This window comes from Saccharothrix sp. NBAS 001, from assembly GCF_056640475.1.
The window spans coordinates 1,328,697-1,346,887 of sequence record NZ_CM153251.1 but is presented as its reverse complement, the minus strand read 5'-3'; the positions used below and the strand labels follow the sequence as shown (position 1 = coordinate 1,346,887).

Annotated in this window: 16 protein-coding genes; 5 read left to right on the top strand and 11 right to left on the bottom strand. The window is 73.1% G+C overall.

The features are described 5' to 3' along the window. The first annotated feature begins 16 nt into the window (after nucleotides 1-16). Nucleotides 17-916 carry an alpha/beta fold hydrolase gene (locus AC0HI0_RS05940; protein WP_480931232.1) on the top strand — a complete coding sequence of 300 codons (900 nt, stop codon included), beginning with the start codon at nucleotides 17-19 and terminating at the stop codon, nucleotides 914-916. On the opposite strand, the gene AC0HI0_RS05935 is transcribed toward AC0HI0_RS05940, so the two are convergent. Then, nucleotides 917-1,396: a DUF4184 family protein gene (locus AC0HI0_RS05935; RefSeq protein ID WP_480931231.1), complete on the bottom strand. Its 480-nt coding sequence runs from the start codon at nucleotides 1,394-1,396 to the stop codon at nucleotides 917-919. 220 nt (nucleotides 1,397-1,616) lie between these two features. Here AC0HI0_RS05935 and AC0HI0_RS05930 point away from each other — a divergent pair, with 220 nt between their 5' ends. Next, a complete protein-coding gene (locus tag AC0HI0_RS05930; protein ID WP_480931230.1) occupies nucleotides 1,617-2,288 on the top strand; it encodes a DNA alkylation repair protein in 672 nt (223 codons plus the stop codon). A 533-nt stretch (nucleotides 2,289-2,821) separates the two neighbouring features. On the opposite strand, the gene AC0HI0_RS05925 is transcribed toward AC0HI0_RS05930, so the two are convergent. Then, nucleotides 2,822-3,172, bottom strand: a complete 351-nt coding sequence (locus tag AC0HI0_RS05925) for a hypothetical protein (protein WP_480931229.1) — start codon at nucleotides 3,170-3,172, stop codon at nucleotides 2,822-2,824. A gap of 462 nt (nucleotides 3,173-3,634) precedes the next feature. Here AC0HI0_RS05925 and AC0HI0_RS05920 point away from each other — a divergent pair, with 462 nt between their 5' ends. The 3 genes from AC0HI0_RS05920 to AC0HI0_RS05910 all read left to right on the top strand — a co-directional run bounded on the left by AC0HI0_RS05920 (nucleotide 3,635) and on the right by AC0HI0_RS05910 (nucleotide 6,711). After that, nucleotides 3,635-4,411 (top strand): DUF6313 family protein, encoded by a 777-nt coding sequence (locus AC0HI0_RS05920; RefSeq protein ID WP_480931228.1) that lies wholly within the window; start codon nucleotides 3,635-3,637, stop codon nucleotides 4,409-4,411. Continuing rightward, a complete protein-coding gene (locus AC0HI0_RS05915) occupies nucleotides 4,398-6,182 on the top strand; it encodes a substrate-binding domain-containing protein (RefSeq protein WP_480931227.1) in 1,785 nt (594 codons plus the stop codon). The genes AC0HI0_RS05920 and AC0HI0_RS05915 overlap by 14 nt, the downstream gene beginning before the upstream one ends. Nucleotides 6,183-6,402: 220 nt before the next feature. After that, the gene (locus tag AC0HI0_RS05910) at nucleotides 6,403-6,711 is read left to right on the top strand and encodes a hypothetical protein (RefSeq protein ID WP_480931226.1); all 309 of its coding nucleotides are present in this window, start codon (nucleotides 6,403-6,405) and stop codon (nucleotides 6,709-6,711) included. A gap of 28 nt (nucleotides 6,712-6,739) precedes the next feature. On the opposite strand, the gene AC0HI0_RS05905 is transcribed toward AC0HI0_RS05910, so the two are convergent. The 9 genes from AC0HI0_RS05905 to AC0HI0_RS05865 all read right to left on the bottom strand — a co-directional run bounded on the left by AC0HI0_RS05905 (nucleotide 6,740) and on the right by AC0HI0_RS05865 (nucleotide 18,126). Beyond that, nucleotides 6,740-7,159 (bottom strand): GerMN domain-containing protein, encoded by a 420-nt coding sequence (locus tag AC0HI0_RS05905; RefSeq protein WP_480931225.1) that lies wholly within the window; start codon nucleotides 7,157-7,159, stop codon nucleotides 6,740-6,742. Then, nucleotides 7,156-8,457, bottom strand: a complete 1,302-nt coding sequence (locus tag AC0HI0_RS05900) for an ATP-binding protein (protein ID WP_480931224.1) — start codon at nucleotides 8,455-8,457, stop codon at nucleotides 7,156-7,158. The genes AC0HI0_RS05905 and AC0HI0_RS05900 overlap by 4 nt, the downstream gene beginning before the upstream one ends. After that, entirely contained in the window at nucleotides 8,454-9,128 is a 675-nt protein-coding gene (locus AC0HI0_RS05895; protein ID WP_480931223.1) for a response regulator, read from the bottom strand. The genes AC0HI0_RS05900 and AC0HI0_RS05895 overlap by 4 nt, the downstream gene beginning before the upstream one ends. A gap of 575 nt (nucleotides 9,129-9,703) precedes the next feature. Beyond that, complete coding sequence (locus AC0HI0_RS05890; RefSeq protein WP_480931222.1) at nucleotides 9,704-10,330, bottom strand: VOC family protein; 627 nt, start codon at nucleotides 10,328-10,330, stop codon at nucleotides 9,704-9,706. A gap of 169 nt (nucleotides 10,331-10,499) precedes the next feature. Beyond that, nucleotides 10,500-11,924, bottom strand: a complete 1,425-nt coding sequence (locus tag AC0HI0_RS05885; RefSeq protein ID WP_480931221.1) for a hypothetical protein — start codon at nucleotides 11,922-11,924, stop codon at nucleotides 10,500-10,502. Then, entirely contained in the window at nucleotides 11,924-12,754 is an 831-nt protein-coding gene (locus AC0HI0_RS05880) for an ATP-binding cassette domain-containing protein (protein WP_480931220.1), read from the bottom strand. Before AC0HI0_RS05880 ends, AC0HI0_RS05885 begins: the two co-directional genes overlap by 1 nt. 2,521 nt (nucleotides 12,755-15,275) lie before the next feature. Further along, nucleotides 15,276-16,748, bottom strand: coding sequence for an alpha/beta hydrolase (locus tag AC0HI0_RS05875; RefSeq protein WP_480931219.1), 1,473 nt, complete (start codon nucleotides 16,746-16,748; stop codon nucleotides 15,276-15,278). Continuing rightward, nucleotides 16,739-17,560 (bottom strand): zf-HC2 domain-containing protein, encoded by an 822-nt coding sequence (locus tag AC0HI0_RS05870; protein WP_480931218.1) that lies wholly within the window; start codon nucleotides 17,558-17,560, stop codon nucleotides 16,739-16,741. The genes AC0HI0_RS05875 and AC0HI0_RS05870 overlap by 10 nt, the downstream gene beginning before the upstream one ends. Further along, nucleotides 17,557-18,126 carry an RNA polymerase sigma factor gene (locus AC0HI0_RS05865; RefSeq protein ID WP_480931217.1) on the bottom strand — a complete coding sequence of 190 codons (570 nt, stop codon included), beginning with the start codon at nucleotides 18,124-18,126 and terminating at the stop codon, nucleotides 17,557-17,559. The genes AC0HI0_RS05870 and AC0HI0_RS05865 overlap by 4 nt, the downstream gene beginning before the upstream one ends. Between the last annotated feature and the right edge of the window lie 65 nt (nucleotides 18,127-18,191).

Genomic DNA, 18,191 nt, shown 5'->3' with positions numbered 1-18,191 from the left:
ACCAAGGGAGTCCGCCGTGACCCACCCGCCGCACACCACCCTGCACCGCATCGCGACCAACGGCATCCACACCACCGCGGCCGTCGCCGGCTCCGGCCCCGCGGTCGTGCTGCTGCACGGCTTCCCCCACACCTGGCAGCTGTGGCGGGAGGTCATCGGCCCGCTGGCCGAGCACCACCGGGTGATCGCCCCGGACCTGCGCGGTCTGGGCACCGGCACCCGCGCGCCGGACGGCTACGACGCCGGGACGCTGGCGGACGACGTGGCGGGCGTCCTCGACGCCCTCTGCGAACCCACGGCGGCCGTGGTCGCCATCGACGCCGGCACCCCCGTCGCGTTCCTGCTCGCCCTGCGCCGGCCGGAGCGGGTGCGGCGGCTGGTCGTGATGGAGGCCCTGCTGGGCTCGCTGCCCGGGGCCGAGGACTTCCTCGCCGCCGGTCCGCCGTGGTGGTTCGGCTTCCACTCCGTCCCCGGCCTCGCCGAGACGGTCCTGGCCGGCAACGAGGCGCGGTACGTCGACTGGTTCCTCACCTCGGGCACCCGGGGTCGCGGCGTGCCGCCGGACATCCGCGACGCGTTCGTCACCGCCTACACCGGCCCCGACGCCCTGCGCAGCGCCTTCGGCCACTACCGGGCCATGCCCGCCACCGCCCGGCAGATCGCCGACGCCGCGGCACGCGGCAGGCTCACCACGCCCACCCTGGCGATCGGCTCCCACCCGGTCGGCCGGACCCTGGAACGCCAACTGCGACCGCTGGCCGACGACCTGACCGGACACCTCGTCCCGGACTGCGGCCACATCATCCCGCTCGACCGGCCACGGGAACTCCTCACCGTCCTGGCTCCGTTCCTCGCCGCCGACCTCCCGGAACCGCCGCACCCGGTCAAGGTCCCGGACGGCGCCTCACGGCTTTGATCAAGTGCCGGCAGAGCACGTACAGAGCGAGCGCCAGGGCCGCGCCCCAGGTGCCGCCGACCAGGAACCGGCGTACCCAGTCGTAGGCGCGAGCAGCACCAGGCCGCCGAGCGACGACACGTAGCCGATCACGTTGTACAGCCGGTGCGGGCCCACTACCGACAGGCGCAGTGTGGACCAGTGCTGTACTGCCGCGCCGTCGGTGTGGGTGAAGGCGTCCCAGGCCAGATGTGTTGCCGCGCCTACGACCACCGGGCCCAGGGCGGTGAACCCGGCCCGCCGAGTGCGCAGGCGGGCGGCGAGGTTCGGCGGAGCCACGCGGGCGCGCACGCCCTCGGAGGAGTGGGTGGTGGCCGCGCCGCCGGGCACGGGCAGGTAGTAGGCGACGTCGGGGGCCAGGGAGCCCGCCGCCAAGCCGGGCAACCACAGGGATCTCCGCAACGGCAGCACGGCGGCCGGGTGGGCGAACGTGAACGGCACGCTGACGACTCCCCCGGTCTCGCGAGCTGCACGGCCACCGCGTCCGGCCGCGCGTCGCCGTGGCCGGATGGGCGAATCCCAGTCGGCCGGACGGGTGTGTCGGGGGCGTGCGGCCGGAGCCCTGGTGGCGCTGGGTGCGCCGGTCGAACGTACGATCGCGCCGAACAGCGGACATGGCCGTGCGACCGCTGGATCGCGCGTGACGGGGCAGGAGGCCGCGGTGACCGGGACCGTTGCCGAGGTGATGGCCGAGTTGGCCGCGCTCGACGATCCGAAAGCACGTGCCGTCAACGAGAAGCACGGCGACGATCACGGCGTCAACCTCGGCAGGCTGCGCGCGATCGCGAAGCGGCTCAAGACGCAGCAGGACTTGGCGCGCCTGCTGTGGAAGACCGACGACACCGCGGCGCGCCTGCTGGCGTTGTTGATCTGCCGCCCCAAGGCGTTCGAGCGTGACGAGTTGGACGTCATGTTGCGCGAGGCGCGCGCCCCCAAGGTGCACGACTGGCTCGTGAACTACGTGGTGAAGAAGAGCCCGTACGCGGAGGAGTTGCGCGTCGAGTGGTCGGCCGACGCCGATCCGGTGGTGGCGAGCGCCGGGTGGGCGCTGACCACCGAGCGCGTGGCCAAGAAGCCCGAGGGCCTGGACCTCGCCGGGCTGCTCGACGTGATCGAGGCCGGGATGAAGGACGCCCCGGACCGCTTGCAGTGGGCGATGAACCACTGCCTGGCCCAGATCGGGATCGAGCACCCGCAGCACCGCGCCCGGGCGCTCGACATCGGCGAGCGCCTGGAGGTGCTCAAGGACTACCCGACTCCGCCGAACTGCACGTCCCCGTTCGCGCCCGTCTGGATCACCGAGATGGTGCGGCGGCAGGACGAGCGGCGCTGAACCGACGCCGTGGGCACGCCGGCCGCCGATCCGCGAATGGTGACGACGGGTAATCGGCGGCACGGCATCCGGTCGGTGCGCGGTGCGGACGAACGGCCCGCCCGGTGACGGTGCCCGGGTGTGGAAATTCACCATTCCGGTGGCCCTGTCGCCACCGGTGGGGAAGTCCACCGGATACCGGCCACCACGATGAATGCGGAGTCGCCGAACACCGGCGACGTCGACTCGCCCGACCCGATCATGCGCCACCGGATGACCCGGACCCGCCGAACGGCCCGACCTCCGGTAAACCGGCACGTCGGCCCCTCGGTGAACGCCCGGCGGACGTCGGATGGCCACACCTCGGACAATTTCCGGGTCGCCGCAACGCATCGGTCGCGCCGTCCTCCGGCGGGCGGGAGACGCCCGGGTGTCCTCACCTCGGCGGGTCGGTGATGATCACCCGGACGGCCCACGATCCCGGCGGCGGCCGAGGGCGCTTGCGGGACGGAGGTTTCGAGGGCCGGCCGCGCGGTCGCGCGGCGGAGCCCTTGCTAGGCGAACGGCTTCATGCGATCGGGCATGTGGGCGCGCAGTTTCGCGGCGAACTGGCGCGCGTACCGGCCGTCCAACGGGAACTGGGCCGCGCCGTACGCCTCGTCCACCGGTGCGTCGGACTCCGCGCTCCGCTGCGTGAACATCACCGAGCCGCCTTCGCAGGCGTCCGGCCGGTGGCACAGCTCCCACCCCGCCGCACCGTGCACCGAGCACGTCCGGCTGGACTCGATCGCCTGTATCAATTGGGCCGCTTCTCCATAGCCCAGGGATATGTTGCGGCGCTGGCCGCCGATTGCCGTCAGCAGCAGCCGGAGCCCTCCTCTGGTGCGGCGTACATCGACGGACATGTGCACAGACATGGGCATCAGACCCCGTTGCTCGCGATTCCGTGATACCGAAACCGAACGTGCGGCGTCGAGACCACCAAAGACACCACCGAAACAGCTCCCGGCCATTGTCCCGCAATCGCGGGGCCGGCAGGAAACGGCCACTCGTTCGGACCTGGATGCACTCCCTTCATACCCTGCCCACCGTCCGATGGCTACTCAAAGTGACGATCTTCGACCCCCGGTCCTCGCCGGCGCGGGTGATCCGAGCGGGCGCTACCGAGCACCGCCGCCTCACGCACGGCGCGGCTGCGGGTACCGCCTGAGGACCTCGGTAACCCGGACGGGCGTCACCTGATCAAGGAAAAGGCAACTCCGGGTGCGTCCGGTCCGTGCGCCGCACCCCGGCCTGGGCTCATGACCTCCGTCACAATCCGCACGTTCACCGACACCCCCGGTCGTCGCGCACGATCGAATGTGGGAGTGATCGGCGACAACCGACGCACCGCCACCGATCTGGAGGCGTGGGGCGAGCCCGGACGGGTCGTCCGGGCCAGGCACGAATCACCCGTCGAGCGGTTCCGCAGGTGGTGGCGCAGCCGGTTCCGGTACGCCGGGCTCCAGTACTGGCTGGTCACCGAGGGCTACGTGGTCGTGCTCGTCTTCGCGGGCCTGTTCGTGGTCAACGGTTTCCTGCTGAGCTGGGAACGCGCCTACGAGATCAGCGCGCTCATCTCCTCGCCGTGGGACCCGCCGCCGTGGGACGTGCCGCCGGGCCACCCGCCGCCGGGCAAGGACGACGTCGGCCTGACCTGGATCCCGGCGCTGCTGCTGTCGATCGCGGGCTGGCTGGTCGTCACCGGCTTCGCGGGCGCGGTCGCCGGCTACATGGTGCTCAACGCGACCACCAACCGGCGCGGCCGCAAGGGCAACCGGCTCGGGCCGCTGCCCAGCGGGGCCATCCCGCGCCTGGCCGACCTCCAGTACTCCCGGCACGGCCACGACGTGCCGCCGTACTTCGCGTTGCGCTTCGCGCTGCGGCACGACAGCGACTGGCGCACCGCCCAGGACCACTGGGAGCGGATCGTGGCGCAGTTCCTGCTCACCGACGTGTTCGACCGCCGGGACGGGACCGACGGCGTCATGCGGCAGGGCGTGACCTACACGTCGTACTTCCTGCACGGCCTGTCGGGGCGGTGCCCGGAGTGCCCGAACGGGGCACGGGACGCGGAGGGGGACGGGGACCGTGCTCTCCGATGACCCGGCGGCGCTGAGCCGCCTGCGCGAGACCAGCCGGGACCTGCTGCGCAGGACCTACCCGGAGTACGACGACGAGCGGATCGAGCGCGAGGTGGAGGCGGCCGAGGAGCGCGTCCGGCTGGGCGGCGACCCCGGCGCGTTCTTCGCCGAGCCGCCGCCGCCCGAATCGCTGGTCGACCAGGCCGCGCCGCACCAGCGGGCGGCGTGGTCGACGCCCGCGCGCGGGCTGGTGGTCACGGTGGTGCTGGTCGCCGCCGTGGTGCTGATGGCGTTGTTCGTCCAGTGGACCTCGGGGGTGTGGGCGCGCGGCAGCGGCATCCTCGGCCTGGCCGTCGTGGCGGTCGCCTGCGCCGGGCTGGCCTACCTGACCCACCGGCACGCGCAGCAGGTGCGGTTGCTGTCCTGCCGGCTGCGCTTCGACGCGCCGTTCAGCGCCGACCGCGGCCGGTCGGTGCTGCTGCGCGACGAGCGGGCCCCGATCGACGACCCGAGCATCGTCGTCGCGCGGATCAAGAACACCGGCTGGCACCGCATCGAGACCGACGACTACGTGACGCCGGTGTCGCTGCACTTCCCCGGCCGCCGGATCGTCTCGGTGGACGTGGCCGAGTCCGAGCCGGAGAACCTCGCCGGTCTGGTGGCCCGGATGCCCGACTTCGACGCCACCCCGGGCCGGGACCGCATCACGCTGCCCAGGATGACCCTCAAGGAGAACTTCTCCTTCAAGATGTTCATCGTCCTGGAGGGCGCGGCGACCGGCGCGTCGAAGATCGAGGGCCGGCTGCGCGACGGGCGGATCACCACCCGGGAGACCCAGCGCCGCACCGGCCCGTACACCCCGCTGTGGACCGGTCTGGCGTCGATCTTCCTCACCGGCGCGCTCACCGCGGCCCTGCTGCCCCCGGTCGACCGGCCGCCGGGCCTGGTCTGCCGCACCGAACCGCTGGTGCTCAGCGGGTCCACGGCGTTCCTCTCGCCGGCGACGAAGCTGGCGGGCGCGTACGAGGCGTTGTGCCCGGGTGCCCGGATCGGGCTCGCCGCGCGGGGCAGCCGCAAGGGGCTGGAACTGCTCAACGGGGTCGGCCGCGCGGAGCGGGACACCACGCTCGCCCTGTCCGACGTCGCCGCGCCGCCGGAGTTCGGCGAGCTGGAACCCGTCGCGCTCGCGGTCGTCCCGTTCACCATCGTGGTCAACGCGAACCGGCGGGACGCCGACCTCGACGAGCAGCAGATCCGCGACATCTTCGAGGGCCGGACGACCTCGTGGGCCGGCATCACCGGCGAGGACGTGCCGCTGCACGTCGTCGCCCGGTCGCCCGGGTCGGGCACCCGGCAGACGCTGGAGGAGCGGTTCGGGGTGAAGCCGGACGTGCCGCCCACGGCGGAAACCTGCCCGGTGCCGCAGCGGGACGTCGCCGTCGAGCCGGCCAGGTGCGAGCGGACCACCACGGCCGACGTCGTCGCGGCGGTCGCGGAGGACGCGTACGCCATCGGGTACGTCGACGTCGCCGGCGCGAGGTCGAACAGCGGCATCAAGCCGGTGGCCATCAAGGGCGTCACCCTGAGGAACGTGGACCGGGACACCACCGCGCTGCTGCGCGACAAGTACGACTTCTGGTCGGTCGAACGGGTCTACCGCAACTCCCCGGCGGGAGGTTCGGTGGCGACGGCGTTCCTGCACTACCTCCAGTCCGACGAAGCGGCGGACAAGATCCGCGAGTCGGCGTTGCCGTGCTCCGACGAGGGAGTCGCCGAACTCTGCCGGCGCTGACCGCCGCTACCGGACCCGAGCCGGGGTCAGGGCGCGAAACCCGGCGGCGGGCGACCGTCCACACCGGACTCTCGGCCCGGCGGGTCTCGTGCGCCGGGCTCCTCGACGGGTCGGCACGTGGTCGAGGCGCCCGGCGTGCCCGGGTCGGCATGCTATCCGTTGCCTGAACCGACCGTGTGGCGTGCGGGTCCGCAGCGGTCGCCGTGTCATCGTGAGCGGCATGGACGACGTTGGTGACCAGTGCGTGCCCGGTCGGAGACCGGCGTCGGTGGCGGAGTTGGCGGCGTCGTCGCCGGACTGGCAGGTCGAGACCGACAAGTGGGGGCAGTGGCTGCTCGCCGAGCGCCGGGTCGTGCGGGGTGATCGCCGCTGGCTGATCGGGCTGACCCCGGTGCGCGACGGTGTCGCGGCCCTGGTGCTGTGGTCGGGCGACATCGTCGCCGGGCACGCGCGGGGCCCGGAGGCCGAGATGTGCGCGTGGGCCGAGCGCTGGGCGGCCGACCTGCTCAGCGGCGACCTGATGCCCTGACCGTGCCGGCGGTGCTCGGGTCCGGGGCCTAGACCGGGCAGGTGAGCGGGCCCAGACGCCGGCCGCCGCCGTCCAGGGTGGCCGGTCCGGACAGCGCCGCCGTGCAGACGAGCTGGGCGACGGCCACCGGGGACAGCGCGGTCACGTCCGTGTTCACCGTGATGGTCGTGCCGTCGAGTTCGACCGGGAGGGCGGTCGGCGGGATCGCGGTCGTGAGGCCCTGGGCCTGCTCGGGGCCGTTCGGCCCTTCGGCGAGCAGGTTGAGGGCCTGCTCGACGTTCGTCGGGTTCTTGGTGGCCCGCAGCACCGGCACGACGGTGTCGTCGCGGACCAGGTAGACGAGCGCTCCGGTGGCCTGCGAGCCGCCGATCGGATCGGTGGGCTGCACGCCGCACCCCGCCGACAGCAGGACGGCCAGCAGCGCGGCACCCGGCAGGACAGTCCTCATCGGTCGCCCCCGGTGGGCAGTCGGAGCGTGAACACGGCACCGCCGCCGGGTCGGTTGGCCGCCACCAGGCTGCCCCCGTGCAGGGCCGCGTTCTCCCACGCGATCGCCAGCCCCAGGCCGCTGCCCTCGGAACGGGCGCGGGAGGTGTCGGCCTTGTAGAAGCGGTCGAAGACGTGCGGGAGGACCGCCGGGTCCAGCCCCGGGCCCCGGTCCGCCACCTCGACGACGAGCCGGCCGGGCTCGCCGCGCAGGGTCAGCGACACCGGCGGCGAGCCGTGCTTGAGGGCGTTGCCGACGAGGTTGGCGACGATGACGTCCAGCCGGCGCGGGTCCACCCGCGCGGTGACCGGTCGCAGGTCGGTGACCAGGTCGTGCCAGCCGCGCAGGCGCAGCGTCGCGGTCACCGCAGCGGCCACGTCCACCTCGTCCAGCGCCAGGACGGCGGCACCGGAGTCGAACCGGCTGACCTCCATCAGGTCGTTGACCAGGCGGGTCAGGTTGCGGGTCTCCTGGCTGACCAGGCGGGCGGCGGTGCCGGCGTCGCCGACGAGGTGCTCCGCCTCCTCGTCCAGCACGTCGGTGACGGCGGTCATCGCGGCCAGCGGCGTGCGCAGCTCGTGCGACACGTCGGCCACGAACCGGCGGGCGTCGGCGACCTGCCGTTCCAGCGCCTCCGCCGTGGTGTTGAAGGTCGTGGCGACGGCCGCCAACTCGTCGGAGCCGCGCACCTCCACGCGGGTCGCCAAGTCGCCCTCGCCGAGCCGCTGGGCGGCTTCGCGGAGTTCGCGGACGGGACGCAGCACGCTGCGGGCGGCCAGCAGGGCCAGCAGGACGGCCAGGACCATCGAGCAGCCGGCGGCGATCCAGGCGAACAGCGCGAGTTCGCGGATGCTCTCCTGCTCGTCGCCCATCCTGCGGATCGAGTAGATCTCCACGTCGGACACCCGCATGCCCATGACCAGCTCGGCGTGCCCCTGCGCGACCACGCGCTGCCACGCCACGTCGCCGGTCGCGACCCGCGCGCGCAGTTCCGGCGGGATGTCGGAGAGCCCGAGGTCGCCCTGCACTTTGCGGCCTCTGTGGACGATCAGGCTCACCGAGTACCGGTCGTCCAGCACGTGGGCGTCCAACTCGGTCATCTGGGCCACCTTCTGGGTGAACGCCTCGACCGTGGCCACCTGGGACTCCTCCAGCAGCACCGTCCGCGCCCGGACGTAGGTAACGCCCGCCACCACGGCCGCCGTGACGCCGCACAGCGCGATGAACGCGACCAGCAGCCTGGTGCGCAGACTCCTCACAGCGGCCCGAACCGGTAGCCGAAGCCCCGGACGGTCTGGACGAACCTCGGCGCGGCCGGGTCGTTCTCGATCTTGGCCCGCAGGCGCTGCACGCAGGCGTCGACCAGCCGGGAGTCGCCCAGGTAGCCGTGCTCCCACACGGATTCGAGCAGTTGCTGCCGGCTGAACACCCGACCGGGCGACCGGGACAGTTCGAGCAGCAGGCGGAGTTCGGTCGGCGCGAGGCCCACCGGGTCCCCGCCCTTGCGGACGACCAGCCCGGCCCGGTCGATGGCCAGTTCGCCGTGCTGCTCGGCGTCGGTCTGCTTCACCGGCTCGCCACTGCGCCGCAGCACGGCCCGGATGCGCGCCTCCAGCACCCGCGGCTGGACCGGTTTGACCACGTAGTCGTCCGCGCCCGCCTCCAAGCCCGCCACCACGTCCATGTCGTCGCTGCGCGCGGTCAGCATGATGATCGGCAAGGTGCCCTCGGCACGGATCCGGCGGCACACCTCGAAACCGTCCATCCCCGGCAGCATCAGGTCCAGCACCACGACCTCGACCCCGGCCAGCTCGGCGAGCCCCCGCTCCCCCGACTCCACCGCGCGCACCGCGTGACCCTGCCTGGTCAGCGCGAGCCGCAGGCCGTCGCGGACGGCCTGGTCGTCTTCGATCAACAGCACCTGGGACATGCGACCCACGATCGCAGGGCCCGCCGGAGTCCGCCCATCCACCCCGTCGATGGTGCCGTCCCGCCGTCTCCACGCGGTGCGCGGAATGTCATGGTCGTGTCACAGCGCAGTTCGTACGGAGCTGCTGCGCGGCTCGGTCACGACGTTGATGAGTGGCCGGCGGTCGCTCGTCGGTGTCGTGACGACGCGGGTATTGGGTCGTGTCCGCGCCCGTGAGAGCGCGTGACCAGCTGAGGCTCCCGTTGGCGCGCCTTCCGCTTCCAACTGTGGCCGTCACGTCGCAACTGGACCACGGAGCCCCCGCGAGCGCGGGGAAGACGAATCCAGGATGAGCCCGTTTGCGATTATGTACGGAACACCCCCGCGTACGCGGGGAAGACAACGGCCGACAAGACGTGGTTGACGTGATCGCGGGAACACCCCCGCGTACGCGGGGAAGACACTTCCTGACCTGGGCGTTCTCACCGCCACACTCCCGTTTTCATTCGGTTCACGTCAGTGCCGAAAACCCGGGCCGACACCGGGACATCAGCCCGACCACAGTGCGGATCGCTTCGGTGCCTGACCTGGGCTGGTCAGGTCAGGTCCACTCGACCGGCCGGGGTGGCGATCACGGCTCGCAGGCCAGGCGTGGGGCCTTCCACGATCGGGAGGTCGTCGTGCAGGCCGAGTGCCGCGAGCCGCTGCCGGGCCGCCGTCACGTCCGGGTGCACCCCGTCGAACGAGAGCAGCCGCAAGCCCACGTCGACGCTGTCGGCGGGGTGCGGTGACGTACCCCAGTCGATCAGGAACGGTGCCGGCCCGCCGGACTCCAGCAGGTCCGGCGGCACGGCCAGCCGCCAGGCCAGGCGGACGCCGTCCGGGCGGACCCGGGACATGTCCACGACGGGTCCGGGGTCGACGCCGTTGGCCCGCGCCGTCCGGACCGCCGCGTCCAGGTCGTCCACCCGGGCTGCCCAGGCGACCAGCCGCGGCGCGGTGAGGTCGTCCACGCCGAACGGCCGGGCCTGGTCCGGGTCCGGCTGGTCCGGGTCGGGCCCGATCACCTCCAGGTACACGCCGTCGCCCAAGCCCGCGAGGAAGTTGCGGGTGCCGAGGCCGACGTGCTGCCCACCGGGGACCGGTGCGACACCGAACCGGTCGGTCAGGTCGGCGACGGAGGCCGCCAGGTCAGGCGTCGCGTACACGAGGTGGTCGATCACGGCGTCCCCTGTCCGGTTGCGGCGATTGGGCCCACCGTAGCGCGGTGGACGCCGGTTGCCGTTGCAGGACACCGTCTGGCCGTGGGTGCGGCTCGGCGGTCGAACGCTGAGGGCCGTCCGGTGAACCCTGCCGAGAGGCTCGAACGACGAGTCAGGCGCGTGTCGGCTCTCATCGGCAACCGCTGAGTTCCCCACGGGGCGCACTGTCCGGTGTGGACGGTTCGGTGTCCGGTGTCAGGGCGAGCAGTGGGAGGGCTTGGGCTGTGGTGGTGGTCGGGTCCATCAGCGTCGGCCAGTTGGCCCAGATGCGTTCCCGGGCTGTCGGGTCGGCCAGGAGTCGTCGGGCGTAGGCGGTTTCGGTCGGGCTGTAGGGGCGGGCGAGGACGGTGGTTTTGCGGTAGGTCACCACGCCGACCGACGTGTGCGGCAGGACGTCGACCTCCACCGGGGACGGCGGCGGGATCTCGTCTGCGGTGTGGGCGAGGAGCCAGAGCGCGATCACGGTGCGGGCCTGGCCCCGTGGGTCGCAGTCCGGGCCTGGGATCAGGCCGGTGATCCAGGCGGCGGCTCCGCCGGCCATGAACTCGCGGTAGTGCTGTTGCGCCGCGCCTCTCGGCCACCTCGCCCACGTGAGGAGGTGGCTGCCGTCGTTCGAGGCGGACGGGAGTTGGTGCACGGGAGGGATGCGCTCGCCGGCCTGTGGTGGGGCGGCGTCGGCCACCGGTCGGATCGCGTTCGCCCACAACGGGATCCACGATTCGTAGCCCGGAAGCGCGCAGTAGGTCACGGTGTCGAGGCGTTCGCAGTGGTGGGTCACGGGGACCGTGGTGGCGTCGCGTTCCCGCGTGGCGGCGTTGGGGTCGTGGGATCGGGTGACGAGCCCTGCGGTGATCGACGCGGCCAGGGCCAGGACGGTGCCGGCGAGGCGGAGTGGGCGGATCGCGTCGCGCAGCAAGGCCAAGCCCGCGACGAACACGCCGGCCGCGCACAGGTAGGCCAGGTGGAGCGCGGCCGGACGGGCGGGCCACGCCGAGCCGTGGTGCAGGACGTAGGGCAGGAACCAGTCGCCGAAGGCACCCAGGTTGCGGTTCAGCAAGGTCGCCAGGCCCAGTACGACCACCGCGATCGGGCCGGTGGCCAGGGCGGGGAACCAGCGGCCCAGCGCGGTGCCCAGGACTCCGGCCAACGCGCCCGCGCCGAGCGCACCGAGCGGTTCCAGCACGTCGAGCCGGCCCGCGACCGGGCCTTGGAGTAGGCGGATCGCGAAGAGGAGGCTGATCGGGACGGCCGCCACCAGCGCGCCCACGCTCGCGCTCGCGGCGAGCAGCGACCACGTGCGGGCTTCCGGACGGCTCGGCAGGGCGGCGAACGCCTCCTCGGTGCCGTGGCGGTGGTCGCGTGACGCCGCCAGCGCGCACGCCACCAGGACGGCGGCGGAGGCGGGCAGGGAGTGGCCCGCGATCGCCACCGATTCCACGGACAGGTCCGGTGCCCAGTTCCAGCTCGTGACCAGGTAGAGCACCAGGCCGAGACCTGCCGCGCACCACGGGAACGGGGTGCGCAGCAGGTGCCGGGTTTCGGTGCGGAACAGCATCACGCGGCCAGCCGCAGCAGGTAGCCGTCCTCGATGGACGGTTCGGCCCGGCGGCCGCCCGGCGGGCGGTGGTCCAGCACCCGGTAACGCCCCTCCGCCGTGCGCCAGAACAGGCCGCCGGTCGGCCGGTCCGAGGTGAGCCAGACGTGGCCGTCCGCCGACGCGGCCAGTTCGGCGGGCGTGCCGTGGAACGCCCGCCGGCCCCGGTTGAGGACCAGCACCCGTTCGCACAGGGCGGCCACGTCCTCGGTCTGGTGGGTGGACAGCAGGACGGTGCGACTCTCGCCGACCCGGGACACCAGCGCCCGGAACCGCAGCCGCTGCTCCGGGTCGAGGCCCACCGTGGGCTCGTCCAGGACCAGCAGGTCCGGCTCGCCCACCAGGGCCTGCGCCAGCGCCAGCCGCTGCCGCATCCCGCCGGACAGGTCGCGGACCAGGGTGGTGCAGCGATCGGTCAGGTCGACCTCCGCCAGCACCCGCCGGACCTCCCGGTGCCGGGCCCGCCGGTCGTTCAGGTCTTTCAGCAGCGCCACGTAGTCGACCAGCTCGAACGCGGTGAACCGGGGGTGGAACCCGGGCCGCTGCGGCAGGTAGCCGAGCCGGCGTCGCAGCGCGGTGCGCTCGTCCTGGCGGGCCGGGTCCAGGCCGAACGCGCGGATCGTGCCCGCGTCCGGTGCGAGGGTCGTCGCCAGGCAGCGCAGGAGCGTGGACTTGCCCGCGCCGTTCGGGCCGAGCAGTCCGGTCACGCCGGACCCGATGGCCACGTCCAGACCGTCGAGCACGCGACGGCCTCGGTAGTGCTTGGTGAGCCCGGTGGCTTGAACGGACATCACGCCTCCTCGCTCGCTGGACGTTGCGTACCGCGCTGGTGGAAGCGCACACCACGTCGTCGGACGCGGTGGGTCGGCGCGTCCGCGCGGTTCGGGCCGAGTTGGCCCATCGGGCGCGGCCCGACCGGCACATCGGGCCCGTCGAGTGCATGGCGGCTGAGGTGGTTCTTGGAGCGTGGCCCACGGGAACGACCGCCAACGCCCCGCCGCCCACCGGCCCAAGCACAGTCACCCCGGCCGTCACAGGACGGCAAACCCACACCGCCCAAGCCGAGCCGTGCCATCGGGTCGGGCCCGACCAACACACCCGGCCCAGCGACGGCATGGCGCCAGCAGCGATGCTCCGTGAAGTCCCCACGAGAACGACCTCCCACAGCCCGCCACCCGCCGACACGGACACTGCGGCCGTCACAAGTCGGCGAAACCACACCGCTCAAGCCGAACGGTGCCATCGGGTCGGACCCGACAGGCATACCGGACCCGGCGAACACACGGTGGCGGCGATGCTCCGTGAAAAGCCCACAGGAACGACCGCCCACAGCCCGCCACGCACCGACACCGAACCTCCGGCCGTCACGAGATGGCGAAACCACACTGCCCAAGACGAGCGGTGCCACCAGGCCAGACCCGACCAACACACCCGATTCGGCGAACACACGACGGCAGCGACGATTCTCCGTGAAAGGCACACCAGAACAACCACCCACAACACACCGCCCACCGACACCAACACTCCGGCCGTCACAGGATGGCGAAACCACACCGGCCAAGACGAGCGGTGCCACCAGGCCAGACCCGACCAACACACCCGATTCGGCGAACATTCGGCGGCGGTGCTTCGTGACCGGCCCACAGGAACGACCACCCACGGCCCGCCACCCACCGACACCGAAGCTCCGGCCATCACAAGACGACAAACCCACACCGCTCAAGCTGAGCCGTGCCATCAGGTCAAACCCGACAGACACACCTGACCCAGCGAACACACGACGGTGGCGGCGATGCTCCGTGAAAAGCCCACCAGAACAACCACCCACAACACACCACCCACCGACACCAACTTTCCAGCCGTCACAGGACGGCGAACTCACACCGCTCAGGCCAAGCGGTGCCGTCGGGTCGGACCCGACAGACACACCCGACTCGGCGAACACACGGCGGCGGCGATGCTCCGTGAAAGGCCCACGAGAACGACCGCTCACCGCACGCCACCCACCGACACTGCAGCCGTCACAGGACGGCAAACCCACACCGCTCAAGCTGAGCCGTGCCATCGAGTCGGACCCGGCCAACACACCCGGGCCAGCGGACACACGACGGCAACGACGATTCTCCGTGAAAGGCACACCAGAACAACCACCCACAACACACCACCCACCGACACCGACACTCCAGCCGTCACAGGACGGCGAACCCATACCGCTCAAGCTGAGCCGTGCCATCGAGTCGGACCCGACCGACACACCTGACCCGGCGAACACACGGCGGCGGTGCTTCGTGACCGGCCCACGGGAACGACCACCCACGGCCCGCCACCCACCGACACCGAAGCTCCGGCCATCGCAGGACGGGAAACCCACGCCGCTCAGGCCGAGCGGTGCCGTCGGGTCGGACCCGACAGACACTCCGGAACCGGCGAACACACGGTGGCGGCGGTGCTTCGTGAGTGGCCCACGAGAACGACCGCTCACCGCACGCCACCCACGGACACTGCGGCCGTTACAGGACGGCGAAAGCACACCGCCCAAGCCGAGCGACGCCGTCTGGTCGGATCCGACCGACATACCGGGCCCGGCGAGCACGCGGTGGCGGCGGTGGTTGGTGACTGGCCAGCGGGACCGACCGTTCATGGCCCGCCGCGAGCCGGCACCGGTACGCCGGCCGACACGGGTCGGCTGGACCGCACTGTTCCGGTCGGAGAAGTCGGTTGGGCCGTGTCCGATCGGCACGCCGGGGCCCGTGGGCAACCGGCGGCTACGGCGGCGGGCGGTGAGGGCGGAGGGCTGAGTGGACATCACGCGGGTCCGATCGCCGCGTGGTACGTGGCGCGCATCGCCGATGCGGGTGCCACGGGGCGGGGTGCCACGGGGCGGGGTGCCACGGGGCGGGGCGTCACGGGGCGGGGCGTCATGCGTCGGCGGAACCGCTTCGCTTGGGTCGGTTGGGCTTGTTGCACCGGGTTCGACGGACGTGCTCGGCTCGGCGAGCACGTGGTGTTCGCCCGCCGCGTACTGCGCGCCGGAAGAGCGCCGGACGTCAGAAGCCGGCAGGACCGCGACGCCTCGGCAGGGCAGGTCCGGCGCGCCGGGCACGAGCGAAACACCTGGGCCGACGAACGAGAAGCGGGCGCAGTGCCTCGTGACTGGTCCACGGCGGCGTCCGCCTACGCGCCGCCGTGCACCGAGATCGAGGCGTCGGGTGTCACTGGGCGGTAGGGCCGCCGCGCCGGGCCTGGGTGAAGCATCGGGGCCTGCGGGCACGTGGTGGCGGGGCTTGGCGTGGTTGGAGGGTCGAGTGGGCATCACGCCGGTCCGATCGCCGGGCAGTGCGTGCCACGGGCCGGTGGCACGCCGGTGACGAGGTACTGGTCCACGGCGGCGACCGCGCACGGGCCGCCGCGTGCGCCGAAGTAGACGCCGTGGCTCCAGCCGTCGTAGGTCAGCAGCACCGCGCCGCTCTGGCGGGCCGCCGTCTGCGCCCACTCCGACGGGGTCGAGGGGTCGACGCGGCTGTTGACCATCAGGATCGGCGGCGCGCCGCGCACCACCAGTGGGCGTTGCGGGTTGCGCACGCGGTCGGTCTGGCCCAGGCAGCGGTGCGTCACGTCCCACGCCAGTGCCGACTGGCCCATGTCGGGCGCGACGACGGACAGCAGGCGGCGGTAGGCGTCGAGTTCGGCGTGGTTGCGCACGGGCAGGGCGAGGTCCTGGCAGAGGATCGCGCCGACCGGGTCCTGCCACGTGCCGGGCGGGTCGTTCGGGCGCGGGCCGTCGTCCGGGCGGACCATCGGGTCGGGGGTCGGGGTGCCGTCCCGCAGGGCGGCCAGCGTCGCGGCCAGGCGGGGCCAGTCGGGGCGGGCGAAGCCGTTCGTCGCGTACATCCGCAGCACCTGCGAGGTGACCACGACCGGTGGGGCGGGTGGGCGTTGACCGAGCAGCTGCCCCCGGTCGGCGCGGGCCACCAGGTCGGCGAACAGCCGGCGGACGTCCGTGCCGTGCAGCGCGCACCCGGTGCTGCGCGCGCACCACGCGGCGAACTCGTCGAAGCCCTGTTCCACGGCCGCCGACTCGCTGCGCAGGAACTGCCAGGTGGAGCCGAGGCTGTGGTCCCAGTTGCCGTCCAGCACCATCCGCCGGACGCGGCCCGGGTACTTCTGCGCGTACTGCTGGCCGAGCAGCGTGCCGTAGGAGAAGCCGTAGTAGTTCAGGGGCCCCTCCCCCAGCGCTGCCCGGATCGCCTCCAGGTCGCGCACGCCGCTGAGCGTGTCGAGGAAGTCGTACACCGGACCGGTGAGCCGGCGGCAGGCGTCGCTGTACTCGCGGTTGGCGCGCACGCGGGCGTCGAAGTCCGCCTGGCCGCGCAGGTCGACCGACGCGGGCGCGGGCCACGGGCACCGGGCCGGGTTGCTGCCGCCGGTGCCGCGCGGGTCGAGGCTGACCACGTCGAACCGCTGGTGCATCGCCGCGGAGACCAGCGGTCGCGACGACTTGACCGACGCCACGCCCGAGCCGCCGGGACCGCCCGGGCCGAACACCAGCGTGCCCAGCCGGGCACCGGGTTCACCGGCCCGCCGCCGGGCCAGCGCGAGATCGATCGTGGGCCCCGCCGGGTGGGCCCAGTCGACCGGCACGGTGATCGTGCCGCAGTCCACGACGGGCGCGTCGGGGCACGGCGACCAGTCGATGCCGGACGGGCCCGCCGTGGCGGCCACCGGCGCGAGCAGGCCGGCGGTCAGGGCGGTCAGCACGACCGCGATGCGGTTTCTCACACCCATTGGGGTTCTCCTGGGTCGAGGCGGCGGCGCCGCGCGTAGAGGACGGAGCCGAGGATCGCCACCGCGGCGGCGTACCCGAGCTGGGCCGCCGGGTGGAAGAACAGGAACCGGTCGACGCCCTGGGTGGCGAGCACGGCCACCAGCCAGAGCGCGCCGAGCACCACGGCCGCGACGCGCACCGGGAACCGGGTCCCGGCGGTCAGGCAGGCCAGCGCCAGCGCCAGGCCGGGCAGCAGCCACGACGCGGTCAGGCCGAGCGGTCCGGGCAGCACCGGGGCGGTCGCCGCGGTCAGCAGGATCGCGCCCAGCAGCACGGAACTCGCCCGCACCAGCAGCACCCGGCCGCCGCCGAGCGGGGTCGCCGCCACCACCTCGTGCGCCGGGTCGACCACCGGCCCGTAGGCCAGCGCGATCCCGGCGAGCGGCAGCACCGGCGCGACCACCAGGAACACCAGCAGCACCACCGGATCGCCGTCCGAGAGGTGGGTGGCGACCAGCGCGAACGCCAGCACCAGCACCATCGCCGCCAGCCAGGCGCGGCTCAGCGCCGGGGTCGCGCCGACCAGCCGGGCGACGTGCGCCGGCACGCCGAACGCGGCCAGCAGCCGTTCCGCCGCCGACCGGCGCGGCCGGGCCACCTGGTCGAGCACCGCGTCCCAGGACGCGGCCAGCCACTGCTCGTCCACCGGGATCCGCGCGCGGCACGGCCCGCAGCGGGCCAGGTGGGCCTCCACCGACATCACCCGGGGCGGGTCGAGCCGCCCCTCCAGGTAGGCCGTGAGCTGCGCCCCCGCGACGTGCCAGGTCGTCATGTCAGCAACTCCCGCAGCTGTGCCCTGGCGCGCATGGCCCGGGTCTTGACGGTCCCCTCGGGAATGCCGAGCAGGCGGGCGGCTTCCCGGGTGGTCAGTCCGTCCAGGACGGTGGCCTCGATGACCGCGCGCAGCTCCGGCGACAGCCGCGCGATCGCGGTGCCGACGTCGCCGTGCTCCACGCCGAGCAGCACGAGGTCCTCGGTCGACGCGGTCACGCCGTCCGCCTCGCCCAGCTCCTCCTGGGCCGGTCTGCGCACCCGCAGCAGCGAGAGCAGCCGGCGGATGCCGATCGTCCAGATCCACGCGGCCACCTCCCCGCCGCCGGGGTCGAACCGCCGCGCGCCCCGCCAGACCGCGACGTAGGTGTCCTGCACCGCGTCGTCGACGAGGTCCGGGTCGGCGCAGCGCCGGCTCAGCCGCGCCCGCAGCCACGGCGCGTGCCGGCGGTGCAGCAGGCGCAGCGCGTCCACGCGGCCCGCGGCCACGGCGCTGACCAGCTCCGCGTCGGAGCTGTCGTCGTAGACCGGCGCGGGGGCCCGCCGCCGGGAGTGAAAAAGTGGCACGTACCCGTCTATCGCCTGCGGGTGCCGATCCGGTTCACGGCTCGCGGCTCCGGCGCGAGTTTCGT